The sequence below is a fragment of the Paenibacillus arenosi genome, from assembly GCF_014841135.1.
GTDB classification, from domain to species: domain Bacteria; phylum Bacillota; class Bacilli; order Paenibacillales; family Paenibacillaceae; genus Paenibacillus_B; species Paenibacillus_B arenosi.
In genome coordinates, this window is sequence record NZ_JACYTN010000003.1 from 506,195 (window position 1) to 521,099 (window position 14,905).

11 protein-coding genes are annotated in these 14,905 nt (G+C 43.9%); 9 read left to right on the plus strand and 2 right to left on the minus strand.

Features of this window, described 5'->3' with window-relative positions:
* Positions 1-12 precede the first annotated feature (12 nt).
* Entirely contained in the window at positions 13-1,449 is a 1,437-nt protein-coding gene (locus IFO66_RS08160; protein ID WP_192024635.1) for a S41 family peptidase, read from the plus strand.
* 128 nt (positions 1,450-1,577) lie between these two features.
* Positions 1,578-2,873 carry a PDZ domain-containing protein gene (locus IFO66_RS24210; RefSeq protein WP_192024636.1) on the plus strand — a complete coding sequence of 432 codons (1,296 nt, stop codon included), beginning with the start codon at positions 1,578-1,580 and terminating at the stop codon, positions 2,871-2,873.
* A 269-nt stretch (positions 2,874-3,142) separates the two neighbouring features.
* Here the strand turns inward: IFO66_RS24210 and IFO66_RS08170 are convergent, their stop codons facing one another.
* Together IFO66_RS08170 and IFO66_RS08175 are read right to left on the minus strand one after the other, a co-directional pair.
* The gene (locus IFO66_RS08170; RefSeq protein ID WP_192024637.1) at positions 3,143-4,009 is read right to left on the minus strand and encodes an OmpA/MotB family protein; all 867 of its coding nucleotides are present in this window, start codon (positions 4,007-4,009) and stop codon (positions 3,143-3,145) included.
* Positions 3,993-4,805: a flagellar motor protein gene (locus IFO66_RS08175; RefSeq protein ID WP_192024638.1), complete on the minus strand. Its 813-nt coding sequence runs from the start codon at positions 4,803-4,805 to the stop codon at positions 3,993-3,995. Before IFO66_RS08175 ends, IFO66_RS08170 begins: the two co-directional genes overlap by 17 nt.
* Before the next feature lie 311 nt (positions 4,806-5,116).
* Here IFO66_RS08175 and uvrB point away from each other — a divergent pair, with 311 nt between their 5' ends.
* From uvrB to IFO66_RS08210, 7 genes are all read left to right on the plus strand, one after another.
* Positions 5,117-7,114: an excinuclease ABC subunit UvrB gene (uvrB, locus tag IFO66_RS08180; protein WP_192024639.1), complete on the plus strand. Its 1,998-nt coding sequence runs from the start codon at positions 5,117-5,119 to the stop codon at positions 7,112-7,114.
* 105 nt (positions 7,115-7,219) lie between these two features.
* The gene (gene uvrA, locus IFO66_RS08185) at positions 7,220-10,111 is read left to right on the plus strand and encodes an excinuclease ABC subunit UvrA (RefSeq protein ID WP_192024640.1); all 2,892 of its coding nucleotides are present in this window, start codon (positions 7,220-7,222) and stop codon (positions 10,109-10,111) included.
* 327 nt (positions 10,112-10,438) lie between these two features.
* Positions 10,439-11,206, plus strand: a complete 768-nt coding sequence (locus IFO66_RS08190) for an HAD family hydrolase (protein ID WP_192024641.1) — start codon at positions 10,439-10,441, stop codon at positions 11,204-11,206.
* A gap of 283 nt (positions 11,207-11,489) precedes the next feature.
* Positions 11,490-11,729, plus strand: a complete 240-nt coding sequence (locus IFO66_RS08195) for a hypothetical protein (protein WP_192024642.1) — start codon at positions 11,490-11,492, stop codon at positions 11,727-11,729.
* A gap of 193 nt (positions 11,730-11,922) precedes the next feature.
* A complete protein-coding gene (locus IFO66_RS08200) occupies positions 11,923-12,960 on the plus strand; it encodes a S1C family serine protease (RefSeq protein ID WP_192024643.1) in 1,038 nt (345 codons plus the stop codon).
* Between the two features lie 180 nt (positions 12,961-13,140).
* On the plus strand, positions 13,141-13,671 hold the full coding sequence (locus IFO66_RS08205) for a PepSY domain-containing protein (protein WP_192024644.1): 531 nt from the start codon (positions 13,141-13,143) through the stop codon (positions 13,669-13,671).
* Between the two features lie 401 nt (positions 13,672-14,072).
* The gene (locus IFO66_RS08210) at positions 14,073-14,723 is read left to right on the plus strand and encodes a PepSY domain-containing protein (RefSeq protein WP_192024645.1); all 651 of its coding nucleotides are present in this window, start codon (positions 14,073-14,075) and stop codon (positions 14,721-14,723) included.
* Positions 14,724-14,905 lie beyond the last annotated feature (182 nt).

Here is a 14,905-nt window from a genome sequence, read left to right on the forward strand (position 1 = left end):
GGCGGTGAGCAGATGTCATTCAAAGGACGGACAGTAGCGCTTATGGTAGGCAGCGCAATCGTGTTGAGCAGCCTACTGACGGTGGCTGTGATGAACGTACCGGCTCTTTCCGGCCATGTGAATGCAACAGGTACGGGGTTCTCATCGCAGCAGATGCAGAAGCTTAACTCTGTGCTTCATACTATTGAGAGCAATTATATAGAGCCAGTTGAACGGGAAAAGTTATTGTCCGGTGCGTTGGACGGAATGTTTGCTGTATTAAAAGATCCTTACTCCACTTATATGAGAAGAAGTGAAGCTACTTCCTTCAATGAAAGTGTGGAGGGAGAGTTTACAGGAATCGGGGCTGAAGTTTCTTTAGATAATGGTGCGGTGACGGTCGTCTCTCCAATCAAGAACTCTCCAGCTGAGAAAGCAGGCTTGCAGCCTAAGGATGTACTCCTAACGGTTGATGGCGAAAGTCTTGATGGCAAAACGTTGACGGAAGCGGTTAGCAAAATCCGCGGTCCTAAAGGTTCTACCGTTAAGCTTGAGGTGAAGCGACCTGGTCATGAGCAAGTTATGGTATTCCAAATTAAGCGGGACAAGGTAGACTTAGAGACGGTATATCCATCGATGTTGGAAGGTAACATCGGTTATATTGAACTTCGTCAATATTCTGCTAATACAGCGGAACGCTTCGAGAAGGCTCTTAAAGAGCTTGAAGCGAAGCAAATGAAAGGGCTTATTATCGATGTTCGAAACAATCCGGGTGGAGTGCTGGATACGGTTAAGCAAATGACAGAGCACTTTGTTCCAGTTGGTAAGCCTATTTTGCAAATAGAGTATAGAGATAAGAAGCGGGATGTATACAAGTCCAAAGGTGCGAAAGATGTGAAACCATATCCGATTGCGGTGCTAACGAATAAAGGTAGCGCTAGCGCGTCGGAAATTATGGCAGCTGCTTTGCAAGAGTCGGCTGGTGCTATCCTTGTAGGGGATAACACTTTTGGCAAAGGTACGGTGCAATCAAGTCATCTTGTATCCAAAAATGATGGGGATCTTATCAAGCTTACGATTGCGAAATGGCTGACACCGGATGGTAAGTGGATACATGAAAAAGGAATTGAACCTGATGTGAAGGTAGCCCAGCCAAGCTACTTCCAAGCAGCGCCTATTCCAAAAGATAAAACATTGAAGCTTAATTTGACATCCGCAGATGTGGCGAACGTTCAACACATTTTAAAGGGTATTGGCTATCCGGTTGATCGAGTAGATGGTTACTTCTCGCCTGATACGAAAGTGGCTGTAGAGAAATTCCAGCGTGATCATAGTGTCCCGGTGACGGGAGAAGTGAATAAGCTGACTGCGGAAAAGTTGGAACAAGCGGTTATTAAAGCGATTCGTGATCCGAAGAACGATGCACAATTGGATGCTGCAATTAAAGCGGTACAGAAGGAAATCCGCTAGTCGTTGTCGAATAAAGAGAAGGCTGCAGGCTTCGGCTTGTGCCTTCTCTTTTTTGTTTGGTTGGTAGCAGTTCGTTTATTTTATATGATAAGGTTAAAAGGTTGTCAGATAAGGAAGGGGCGAAAGATGTGGACCTCGTCGTTGCATTCGGTACTCGAATCGCTCAAGCAATCCTATTAGGGTTGTTGAATCCATTTTATTGGTTAGCAATTGTATTTATAGCGATACAATATCGTCGTCAAATGCTGTTGGAGCGTCGGTTATATGCAGTTAAGATGCGGAGCTGGCTTGAGCAGACATGGAGGGCGTGGCTTGGGGGACTAGTTGCTGGAATCATTGTCAGCATTGCAGCTGTAGGGCTTGGTGCAGTCATTCCTAGCTCTGTCATGATATTACTTTGGATGATAACTTTTGTACTTGTACTGTTTCGTGTACGTTGGATCTGTCTCGCTTATGCAGGTGGAGCACTGGTGCTTCTGCAGCTTATATTGCGGCTTATGCCAGATTGGCAGCCAGCAGGGTGGATAGCATCGTGGGTGACGGATCTCAGAGATATGAATGCCGCAGGCTTGCTCGTCATTATTGCGCTCGTTCATGGAGCGGAAGCTTGGCTTGTGCGTAAGCAAGCAGCACGCTTTGCAAGTCCTTTCTATATGGATAGTAAGCGTGGTCGCATCGTAGGTGGCTATCAGATGAACATGTTCTGGCCGATGCCCTTGTTGCTGCTCGTTCCTGCAGACGATGGATTAACACTACCTTGGATTCCTTTGTTTACTGAAGGGCTTGGAACTTCGGGATGGGCGTTCGCTGCTTTGCCAATTGTCATTGGATTTAGCGATATGACCTATACGTATTTACCGCAAGATAAAGCAAAAGTAACAGCATCCAGGTTGTATATGTATGCGGCAGCATTGCTGGCAGCAGCATTGCTATCCAACTGGTGGTATCCGTTAGCTCCGATTGGAGCGCTAGTAGCTATAGCGATGCATGAATGGCTTGTTTATCAAAGCCGCAGCGAGGAGTTAGGGCGAAGCCCGATCTATACGCATGACAAGCGAGGGTTGCTTATTCAAGCGGTGCTGCCTGGAAGCCCAGCGGAAGAGTTGAAGCTCCAGCCGGGAGAAATTATTTCGAAAGTCAATGGTATTCCTGTTCATACGAAAGAAGCATTGCATCAGGCTTTGCGCGCAAATGCGGCCTTTTGTAAGCTTGAAGTGTTAAATGGGAACGGGGACGTGAAATTCGTACAACGTGCTATGTATGCGGATGAGCATCATCAATTAGGTGTTCTATTAGCTCCAGATGACAACGTATCTTATGTAGCTGCAATGAAGCCGTTATCTGTACGCCAGTTGTTCTTATCTCCGTGGAGAAAATCCAATAAACGGCTCGAGCAAGCTTCGGAAGAACAAATGCTTTCTTAATTTTCTTACTAATTCTTAATAAGCTGTTAATAGTGTCATTTATGTCCTGACTCCAATAAGGAATCAGGGCATTTTTGTGGATAAGAAAGTGCTTTCATGGAATATACACAGAAGTTATTCAATGTTTGTGTATAAGTAAGTGGATAATGTGTATAACCAAAAAGCATATGTGAATAAGTTGTGTGAAAATGTGGATAAATTGTGTGTAATATAAAAAATGGAAGAAAAAAGCACCTAGGGTTATCCCCGGTGCGATGTTGGTTATACCATTATGAAGTTGGGCGCATGACGTTTCGTAGAATGATAATTTCTACACGTCTATTTTTTTGTCTTCCTTCTAGCGTATCGTTAGTAGCTACAGGTCGTGTATCTCCGTAACCTGCGATCTGGAATTGTTCCGTCTTTAAGTTATGCTCAGTAATAAAGAAACGAAGCACAGACAGGGCGCGTTCAGCTGACAGCTCCCAGTTATCTTTGTAACGGCTGCCTGATGCAAATGGTAAATTGTCTGTATGTCCTTCAATACTAATCATAGAGTCAAGTTGACTGAACAGGGAAGCGAGCTTTTTAAGTGTCGGCTCTGCTTGAGCAGTCAGCTCGGATTGTCCGAGACTGAATAATAGTCGGTCACTTAGGCGAATTTCGATTCCTTTAGGAACATCGTTGACGCTGATGGAATTTTGCAAATCATTTTCATCGATATATTGCTGGATCTTCTTCATCGTGTCTTGAAGCTGCTGCTCTTGCTTGCGGAAAGCCAAATCTTGCTGCGTAATTTGACCGATCATAACGCCTTGGTTCGATGCTGACTGCTTGCCGTCGCGATTGTCTGTGTTTTGGTCGCCAGAGCCCCCATCCACCTTCGTTTCTAATCCGCCTGTTTCTCCCGGCTTCGTGTGGGCACCTTCTAAAATACCGCTTCCGTCAGGAAGTGGGCCTGTGCCTCCACCATCACTAAAAGTAGATGAAAGGGTGGAGGATAGAGATTCATATTTCGTTAAGTCAACCTGACTCATCGCATACATAACGACAAAGAAAATCATAAGTAGTGTAATCAGGTCGGCATAGGTGATGAGCCATCTTTCTTGATTTTCCACTGCTGAGGCTTGTCCGCGCCTCCTACTTCTGCGTCTCAACCTTCATCCCCCGCTTCATTTCTGGCATACGAGCTAACGGTTGATGAGAGGTTTCGGTTAGCATAAAGGAACTAAGCTTTTTGCGGATGATCTTTGGATTTTCACCTGCTTGAATAGAGAGAATACCGTATTGGATCATTTCCATTTCTCGAATGATTTGACTGCTGCGAATTTTGATCTTGGAGCATACCGGTAAGTAGATGACATTGGCTGTCGCTACCCCGTACAAAGTTGCTGTAAATGCAACTGCAATGGCAGGTCCAAGGTTGGCAGGGTCATTCAAGCTGCTCAGTACGTGAATAAGACCCATGACCGTACCGATAATCCCCATCGTTGGAGCATATCCACCCGCAGCTTCGAAAATTTTGGCATAGCCTTCGTGCTTTTGTTCAATAGCGTCGATATCTAAGTCGGTCAGTTCTTTCACCGTTTCCGCTTCTGTGCCGTCAACGACGAGCAGCAGCCCTTCTTTCAGGAAGGGATTATTGTGTTTGTGTGCTGCGTCTTCCAGAACGAGTACACCTTCTCGACGCGCTTGCGTAGCCATGGCAACCATATCATCAATTAGTTGAGGCATCTCAGATTTAGGCTGTGTGAAAGCCATCTTCAACGCATCAGGTATCGTGCGCAAACGATTGGCTGGGAAGCTAACCACGACTGCGGCAATCGTACCGCCAAATACGATGATAGCTGCTGTACTTTCCCACAAACCGCTCAAATGTCCGCCTTCCATAATAAATCCACCGATAAGTGCGATGAGCCCAGCGGCAATTCCGATTATCGTCGTTTTGTCCATAAATTATATCCTCCTAAAATGAAGTTCCCATTTGCATCCAAACCGTGTTAGGAGTATAATAAAAGGGAACAAACATTCTTATTTTAACATATGTAAGCGATGATAGATTACTAATAAATAAGTTCATTTCAAATATAGCTGTTGAGCATTGATATTTGCTGTTGTGATAGGGCTATACTGTTTCATATATCGGGTGTTCGGAAGCGAAACTTTAGCATAATGAAGGTGGCTGAGGGAAATGAATCTCTAGACCTAGAAGCAAGGCTATATTAGATTAGGATTAATGATGAAGGGTGCGGTGATAAGCGAGTATGGAACATATTCAGATGAGTTCGAAGTCGTTTGAGTTAGTATCGGATTTTAACCCCCAAGGAGACCAGCCGCAGGCGATTGAAGAGCTGGTAAAGGGCGTCCATGAGGGGAAGCGATATCAAACGCTGCTTGGTGCAACAGGTACGGGTAAGACATTTACGATTGCTCACACGATTGCCAAGCTCAATCGACCTACACTTGTCATCGCACATAATAAGACATTGGCTGCTCAGTTGTGCAGCGAGTTCAAGGAATTTTTCCCTAACAATGCAGTGGAATACTTCGTAAGTTACTATGATTACTTCCAGCCTGAAGCCTACATTCCATCATCGGATACGTATATTGAGAAAGATTCAAGTATTAATGAAGAGATTGATAAGCTGCGTCACTCTGCAACGTCAGCTCTATTTGAGCGTCGGGATGTTATTATTGTGGCGAGTGTATCTTGTATTTATGGTTTAGGTTCTCCAATTGAATACGGAAATCTGGTATTTTCTATACGAAAGGGTATGGAACGCTCACGTAATGAAATCCTGTCGAAGTTGGTGGATATTCAATATAAGCGCAATGACTTGAACTTCGTACGCGGAACATTCCGTGTTAGAGGCGATGTAATAGAGATTTTCCCAGCATCAAAGGGAGAGCAGGCTATTCGAGTAGAGTTGTTTGGAGATGAGATTGAGCGCATTACCGAAATTGATGTGCTTACGGGTGAAATTATTGGCGAACGTGTTCATGTGGCGATATTCCCAGCATCTCACTTCGTTACAGCTTCAGAAACGATGAAGGTGGCGCTTGTTAATATCGAGCGTGAATTGGAAGAGCGTCTGCAATTGCTGCGCAGCGAGAATAAGTTGCTGGAAGCTCAGCGTCTTGAACAGCGTACGCGTTATGATATTGAGATGATGCAGGAGATGGGCTTCTGTTCTGGTATTGAGAACTATTCGGGTCCGCTTACGTTTCGTGAGCCTGGTGCAACGCCATACACCTTGTTGGATTACTTCCCTGATGACTTTGTTGTTGTTGTCGATGAGTCACATGTAACGCTTCCGCAAATTCGAGGTATGTACAATGGTGACAGAGCAAGGAAGACCGTTCTAGTGGAGCATGGCTTCCGTTTGCCGTCTGCGCTGGACAATCGACCACTTAGGTTTGAGGAATTCGAAGGTAAAGTGAGCCAATCTTTATTTATTTCGGCGACGCCAGGACCATTTGAGTTAGAGCATACACCAGAGATGGTACAGCAGATTATTCGTCCAACAGGATTGCTTGATCCTGTTATCGAGGTTCGTCCTACGAAGGGACAGATCGATGATCTTATTGGAGAAATACGCGCGCGCATTGATAAGGATGAGCGTGTACTCGTTACAACGTTGACGAAGAAGATGTCAGAGGACTTGAGCGAGTATTTGAAAGAGATAGGAATCAAGGTTAAATATTTGCATTCGGATATAAAGACGTTAGAGCGGATGATGATTCTGCGTGATCTGCGTCTCGGTGTTGTTGATGTATTGGTGGGCATTAACTTGCTGAGAGAAGGATTGGACTTGCCAGAGGTATCATTGGTGGCCATTCTCGATGCAGATAAGGAAGGCTTCCTGCGTGCGGAACGATCGCTCATTCAGACGATTGGGCGTGCGGCACGTAATGCGGACGGATTCGTAATCATGTATGGTGATAAGATTACGGATTCGATGGATAAGGCACTTAAAGAAACGGCACGACGTCGTACGATTCAAATCGCATACAATGAGAAGCACGGTATTACGCCGCAAACGATCCGCAAGAAAGTGCGGGATGTGATCGAAGCGACGAAGGCTGCTGAATCGAAGGAAGAGTACACTACAAACAAGCCTATCGAGAAGATGTCGAAGAAGGATCGCCATGCTGTCATTGAGCGCTTAGAGCAGGATATGAAAGAAGCTGCGAAGAACTTGCAGTTCGAACGTGCTGCGGAACTGCGTGATGCATTGTTGGAATTGCGTGCAATGGATTAAGTAATAACGAAGTTGTGAATAGGTAAGAACGGATATTTCGTTCTACTTGAATGATATAGAAGCTTGAAATTGTGGTTCGCGTGAACCTAGAGCGGAGGGTGTAAGTTGGCTAGTGAGAATATCGTCATAAAAGGGGCAAGAGCCCACAACTTAAAAAATATTGACGTCACGATCCCGCGTGATAAGTTCGTTGTGTTGACGGGTTTGAGTGGGTCTGGTAAGTCGTCTTTGGCATTCGATACGATTTATGCGGAAGGGCAGCGCCGTTATGTAGAGTCTTTGTCTGCCTATGCACGTCAATTTCTTGGACAAATGGAGAAGCCGGATGTAGATTCGATTGATGGGCTTTCGCCAGCCATTTCTATCGATCAGAAGACAACTAGCCGTAATCCTCGTTCTACAGTAGGAACGGTAACGGAGATTTATGACTACCTTCGTCTACTATTTGCACGGATTGGTCGTCCACACTGTCCAGATCACGGTATTGAGATTACATCTCAGACGGTTGAGCAGATGGTTGATCGAATTATGGCTTATCCAGAACGGACTAAGCTGCAATTGCTTGCCCCTATCGTTTCAGGGCGTAAAGGTGAGCATAAGTCTGTGTTTGCTGATATTCAAAAACAAGGTTTCGTTCGTATCCGTGTTGACGGAGAAATACGTGAAGTGTCTGATACGATTGAGTTAGAGAAGAACAAGAAGCATAATATCGAAGTGGTTGTTGACCGTATCGTTGTAAAGGACGATATTGAAGCACGACTTGCAGATTCCATTGAAACTGCGTTGAACTTGTCCGGGGGCAAGCTTATCGTTGATATTATCGATCAGGAAGAGCTTGTATTTAGTTCGAACCTAGCTTGCCCAGAGTGTGGATTTAGCATCGATGAGTTGGCACCGCGCATGTTCTCATTTAACAGTCCTTTCGGTGCTTGCTCTGATTGTGATGGGCTGGGACAGAAAATGATTGTTGATGCTGAGCTGCTCGTACCGGATCGAGATAAATCGATTGATGATGGGGCATTTGAAGCTTGGGCGGGAAGTACGTCGAACTATTATCCACAATTTCTTCGTGCTGTTTGCGAGCACTATTCTATCCCGACAGACATTCCGGTTTCACAACTGGAGCCTGAGCATATGACGAAGATTCTTCATGGCACAGGAGCTGAGAAGATTCGATTCGTTTATGAAAATGACTTCGGACATCGCAAGGAAGCTCAAGTTACGTTTGAAGGCGTTATTCATAATCTAGAGCGCCGCTATCGCGAGACAGCTTCTGAAGGCATCCGCGAATTTATAGAAGGATTTATGAGTGCGAAGCCATGCGGCGGTTGTAAAGGTCACCGTCTACGCAAAGAAAGTCTAGCGGTTACGATTAACGATCAGAACATGGCATTCGTGACAGCATTGTCGATTGGTGAAGCACAGCAATGGTTTGAGTCGTTGACACTTACAGATAAGGAATTGCTGATTGCGAACCTCATTTTGAAGGAAATTAATTCTCGCCTTGGTTTCTTAGTAAATGTCGGCCTTCAATATTTGACGCTAAATCGTGCAGCTGGCACATTGTCAGGTGGTGAGGCTCAGCGGATTCGTCTTGCCACACAAATAGGTTCCAGCCTTATGGGTGTATTGTACATTCTAGACGAGCCAAGTATCGGGCTTCATCAACGTGATAACGATCGTTTGATTCGCACGCTAGAGCATATGCGCAATTTGGGTAATACCCTCATTGTCGTTGAACATGATGAAGACACGATGCTTGCTGCTGACTATATTATTGATATTGGCCCTGGAGCGGGTATTCACGGTGGTATGGTTGTATCGCAAGGTACACCGCAGGAAGTGATGCAGGATGAGCAATCTTTGACAGGCGCGTATTTGAGCGGCCGCAAATTTATTCCTGTACCGTTGCAGCGCCGTCAAACCGATGATCGTTGGCTTGAGATTCGCGGTGCGAAGGAAAATAACTTGCGTAACGTTAATGTGAAGATCCCTCTTGGTGTCTTTACAGCTGTGACAGGAGTATCTGGTTCAGGTAAGTCTACACTCATTAATGAAATTCTTTATAAGACGTTAGCGCGTGATCTGCATAAGGCAAAAGTTCGTCCAGGTGCACATCGTGAAATTCGAGGTCTTGAGCATATTGAGAAGGTTATCGATATTGATCAGTCACCGATTGGACGTACGCCACGTTCCAACCCAGCAACGTATACGGGTGTCTTTGACGATATTCGTGACTTGTTCGCGACAACGAACGAAGCGAAGATTCGCGGCTATAAAAAAGGCCGCTTCAGCTTTAACGTGAAGGGCGGACGTTGTGAGGCTTGTCGCGGGGACGGAATTATTAAGATTGAGATGCACTTCCTGCCGGATGTGTACGTACCTTGTGAAATATGTAAAGGCAAGCGTTACAATCGTGAAACGTTGGACGTGAAGTACAAAGGCAAAAACATTGCTGACATTTTGGACATGACAATTGAGGATTCGGTTGTCTTCTTCCAGAACGTTCCTCGCATCCATCGTAAGCTGCAAACACTGTTCGATGTTGGGATAGGCTATATGAAATTGGGACAGCCTGCTACAACATTATCTGGTGGTGAGGCACAGCGCGTGAAGCTTGCTTCTGAGCTGTATCGTCGCAGTACAGGCAAGACGCTGTATATTTTGGACGAGCCGACTACCGGTCTGCATGTGGCGGATATCGATCGATTATTGGAAGTGCTGCATCGTCTGGTTGAGTCAGGTGAAAGTGTGCTTGTTATTGAACATAACTTGGATGTAATCAAGACAGCTGACTATATGATTGACCTTGGTCCAGAGGGCGGAAGCGGCGGTGGTATGATCGTCGCACAAGGTACACCGGAACAAGTCGTTCAAGTGAAGGAGTCTTATACGGGACAGTATTTGCAGCCGGTTATGGAGCGGGATCGTGAGCGTACAATCGAGTTGGAAGGTCAGCAAGTTGATGAAGGTGAAGAAGTTGGCAGTTCAACGTAAGGCTTAATTAAGGGTAGTTATAGCAGAGGTAGGAAGGTAAGTGCGATGTAACAGGGAAGGGCGTAGTATTGCAACCTTTCCTGATTGCATCGCACTTTTTAATATGCCTACAGATGATGGCTGCGCTTGTACCATCTTATGAGCTGTTTGCAAACTAGCTAGCGATTTAAGATTTTAGTTTAGTTTTCCTATTACATTTTAGGTACGCAAGCGTATTAAGCTGTTATCTAAGGAAGGCGATTTTTGGAAGGAAATGCACTGCTTATGTCGAACACGTAGTATAGACGAAATACCCGTGTAATGACTACAGAATAAAGGGTGAGAGAGATGGCAGAATTAAGTGTTGGCGGCAATCGCGTGCAAGTAAAAGGTGTATTGTTAGACAAGGACGGTACATTATTGCAGTTTATAAGTTTATGGGGACGTTGGGCAGAGACTGTACTAGATGGTTTGGAGAGGGAGTTGCGACTCGAAGGGGCAGAACTTCCTGAAGGTCCCGGATACTTGCTAGGCGTTGATCTTGATGAAGGTCGTCACGTGCTATCTCATGACCGCTTTGGCCCGCTGGCGATGGGTTCTCCTTCACAGATGATAGGTATCGCAGCTTATTACTTATACCGTGCTGGTGTGCCTTGGAATGATGCGGTGCGTCGTGCGACGAACGTATTTGAGCATGCAAATGCAGACAATGTATTAAACGCTCATATTGAGCCTGTGCGTGGAGTTGTGACTTTTTTAGAGCGCTGCAAAGAACTTGACTTGAAGCTCGGTGTTGTTACCGCAGATGATAAAGGACCTTCTCAAGATCATTTGACCAAGATGGGAATTCGTCAGCATTTTGAAAGTGTAGTTGGGGATGATTGTGTGTCACATGGCAAGCCATACCCGGATATGGTGTATTTGGCTTGTGAGGAGCTTGGCTTGGAACCGAAGGACGTTGTCGTTATTGGAGACTCAACCGGGGATATGGAGATGAGTGCAAGCGCGGGCTGTGCGATGCATATTTTCATTGATGAGGATGGCCACTTTCAACAAAAGCCCGCTTCAGCACATGTCATGATTCGTTCTTATGATGAGATTGAACTGCTTCCATAGGATTTCGAAAGGATAAGTGATGTTACATCTCGTTGGAAATATATTTTTGAAATAACGAGCAGACGTATATCCTGTATATCTTAGTGTTTTACGAACTAAATGATTAATGCTGCTAATCAGTGTAGGTCATAAATATAGTCACGAGATAACTTACATGTCACTTCGAAATGTGACTAAATGGTGACAATCTAGTTTGATTTCCAACATTTATGTTGCAAGATAGAATGGATAAATATAACATGGGATAAGATAGGTAAACTCTTTGCATAAAGGGAGGTCCACCATGTTAATAGCTGCAGGTGAGGCAGGCAAAGTCGCCTTTGATTGGTTCGATGTATTTATGATCGCATTTACTTTAATTTTGTTCTGGGCACTGATTAGACAAGTGAAGCAACGTCCCCGTAACTTATTTGCACTGGGGTTTGCTGCCGTAAGCTTGCTTACATTTGTGCTTGCAGATATCGTTATGGTATGCGGATATCTTGGAATTACGCCTCCACCTTATTTCGCTTTTTTAAAGTAGTGTAGGGGCAATTAGGAAGTAGTCTAATGCATGTGTATAGAAGAATTCGGTCAAGTGGGGACCAATTCATAGACGTTGGATGGTGTTGAACTCTTTGATGATTATCGTCAAAGGGTTTTTTTATTTTTGAACGGAGGAGAACGTTTATAATAGATTTGAGAATATGATTATATGTATGGTGGGAGTGTTGGTTTTGAAAAGAATAAGAAGTTTGCCATTATTCACGATGATAATAACGTTAGTAATAGCTGTAACTGCAACGGTAGCGCCTCATTCTGTGGGAGCTGCACAATCTTCTGCTGCTTTAGCGAAGGTATCATCGAATGTGATTCCGAATCTAGTAAAACAGGTGAACCCTGCGGTAGTTATGATTATTGGACAAGATCCATTGCTGTTAGAAGAAGTGGGAGATCCGCGGGATGCATTAGGATTTGGGAGTGGCTTTGTCATTCGCAGTGATGGTTGGATCGTTACAAATGCACATGTGGTAAAAGGGCTCAAAGATGCAAAAGTTATTTTTCAGGATGGGAAGAAGTACGATGTAGTGAAGTCTCTTGTAGATATAGAGACAGATATTGCTCTTGTTAAAATAAACGCGAAGAACTTGAAGACATTGAAACTGGCTTCCAACAGCATGAAAGTAGAGCTTGGTGAAACGGTTATTGCTTTCGGAGTCCCTCTACAAGTGAAGCTGCGAAATAGTGTCAGTGCAGGAATTGTAAGTGGAATGGATCGCAATATTGATGAGCCCTATCGATATTTGCAAACAGATGCAGCGATTAATCCAGGTAATAGTGGTGGGCCGCTTGTTAATTTACGTGGTGAAGTAATTGGCGTAAATACGTTGAAGGCATTCGGTGAGGATGTAGATACGCTTGGATTCGCTGTGCCTGCAGATACGGTGAGATGGGTAGTAACTGAGATGCTTCAACATAGCAAGGTGAGAAGAGCTTCGATTGGGATTATGTTAGAAGAGAGTTGGGCTGCCTCTTATGGATTGCCGACGAAAGAAGGATTAACGATTACAGAGGTAAAAGCGGCGAATGCCAAAAAGGCAGGTTTGAGTAAAGGAGACAAATTACTCGCTGTAAACGGTCAGCCTGTTCAAACGATTGTTGATGTGAATGAGGCGCTAAAAGGTGTATTGCCGGGTAAAACGATTAAGGTGAAGGTGAAACAGCGAGTTAATGGTAAAGTAGTTGAGAGGAAAGTAACGTTAGGAAAAAAATAAGAAGATGGTATAAGCCTGCTTCCTGTTTTTACACGGGGCAGGTTTTTTTGTTGTCCTAAATTCTCAGCAATTTCTCATTTTGCTATTGTTTTCTTCTCATTTTCGACATCTATGATAAGGATGTAAGCAAGAACAGCAGAAAGCATAACGAAAATTCAACTTTCAAGGAGGAATTGTAAAATGAAAAAATGGATTGCGACTTCAGTGGCAGGTGCGTTAGTGGTAAGTGGACTTGGTCTTGGGTTTGGTAGTGTAGTAAGTGCAGATCACGATAATAAGCAAGCTAAGGTTGTGCAAACCTCTAAAAAGAATGAAGTTCGAATTTCGTTAACGTTGGCAAAGCAGATTGCGAAGCAAGTGTATAACGGCGGCAAGATCGATGAAATCGAGTTGGAGAAGAAAAATGGCCGTCTCGTTTACCATGTAGAATTCGAAAATCGTAAAGATAAAGAAGATGAGATTTACATTGATGCAGATACGGGAAGTGTTACTTTCGAAAAAGATTTCAAATTGAATGATGACGATGATGACAATGACGATGATGATCGCGATGACAACGATGATGATAATGATGATCAAGACGGTGACCGCGATGGTTATGATGATAACGATGATCAAGACGACGACAACGATGATAATGATGACGACGATAATGACGACAGCGATGATGATCAAGATGATGATAACGACGATGATGGTGACGAAGATTAAGAGTAACTTGTAGTATTCGATGTGTTCTGTCAGATGAAATATCTACGTAAACAGCTATAGCTAGCTAGTACGATGTAGGTCATTACGATTGTTTTTATATCATTAGTAGGACAGACAAGAGGCACCTTTCCCCAGGAGGTGTCTTTTTTGTATGTTCGGGTTTAGGAATGAGCGAACAACCTTTACAGAGTTATTGCAATCGTGATAGAGCATCTCATCTTTTATAGCTTATTTCTCATCAATTTCTCATCTTTCTATCCATGTGTTCTCATTTAGCAGGGTTAATATAAGGTCATAGGAAAGAACAACAAGAACTTACGGCAGCATCTTGGAGCCAAATGAAGATAAGTGCAGATTAAGAAATAAAAAATCAAATGATACATTATTAGGAGGAAAACAAAATGAAAAATTGGGTAGTAGCAACAGTTGCAGGAGCAGTATTAGTAGGTGGCGTAGGATTTGGTTCCGTAGTCATGGCGGATAACAATGACCAATCGAAGGCAAGAGCTGTGCAAGTAGCTAATCAAAATGAAGTAAAACTATCTCTCGCACAAGCGAAGATAATCGCTAAAGGTTTGTACAAGGATGCTAAAATTGATGAAATCGAATTGGAGAAAATCAATGGCCGTCTCGTTTATCATGTTGAGTTCGAGAACCGTAAAGATAAAGAAGATGAAGTGATTATCGATGCAACGACAGCTCATGTGACTTGGGAAAAAGATTTTAAAAAGAACTTCAAAAACGACGATGACTATAACGATCGTGACGATCGTGATGATAACGACGATGATGATAATGATGACCGCGATGATCGTGATGAGAAGAAAAACGTACCCACAAGCAAAGTGAACATTACCAAAGAGCAAGCAAAGAAAATAGCATTGTCTCAAGTAACCGGTAAAGTTGAAGATGTTGAGCTTGAGAAAAAGTTCCGCAATCATGTGTATGAGTATGTATATGAAGTAGAAATTGATGTGAAAAAGGGCGACGATGCTACGGTGTACGTAAGTGCTGAGACAGGTAAAGTCCTTAAAGTAGAGTTGGAAGATTAATTCGACACGATATCAATAGCTAAACGCTGCGAGTTTAGGCTAAAAGGGCACCCCTAGGGGCAATGTCATTAAGTTAAACTCATAAACTAAATCTTAAAAGAAAATATTATCTAAAACGGCATGGTGAAGTTCCCTATGCCGTTGTTTTTTTGTGCAAGCAAGGAAAAATGCGCACAACAAAC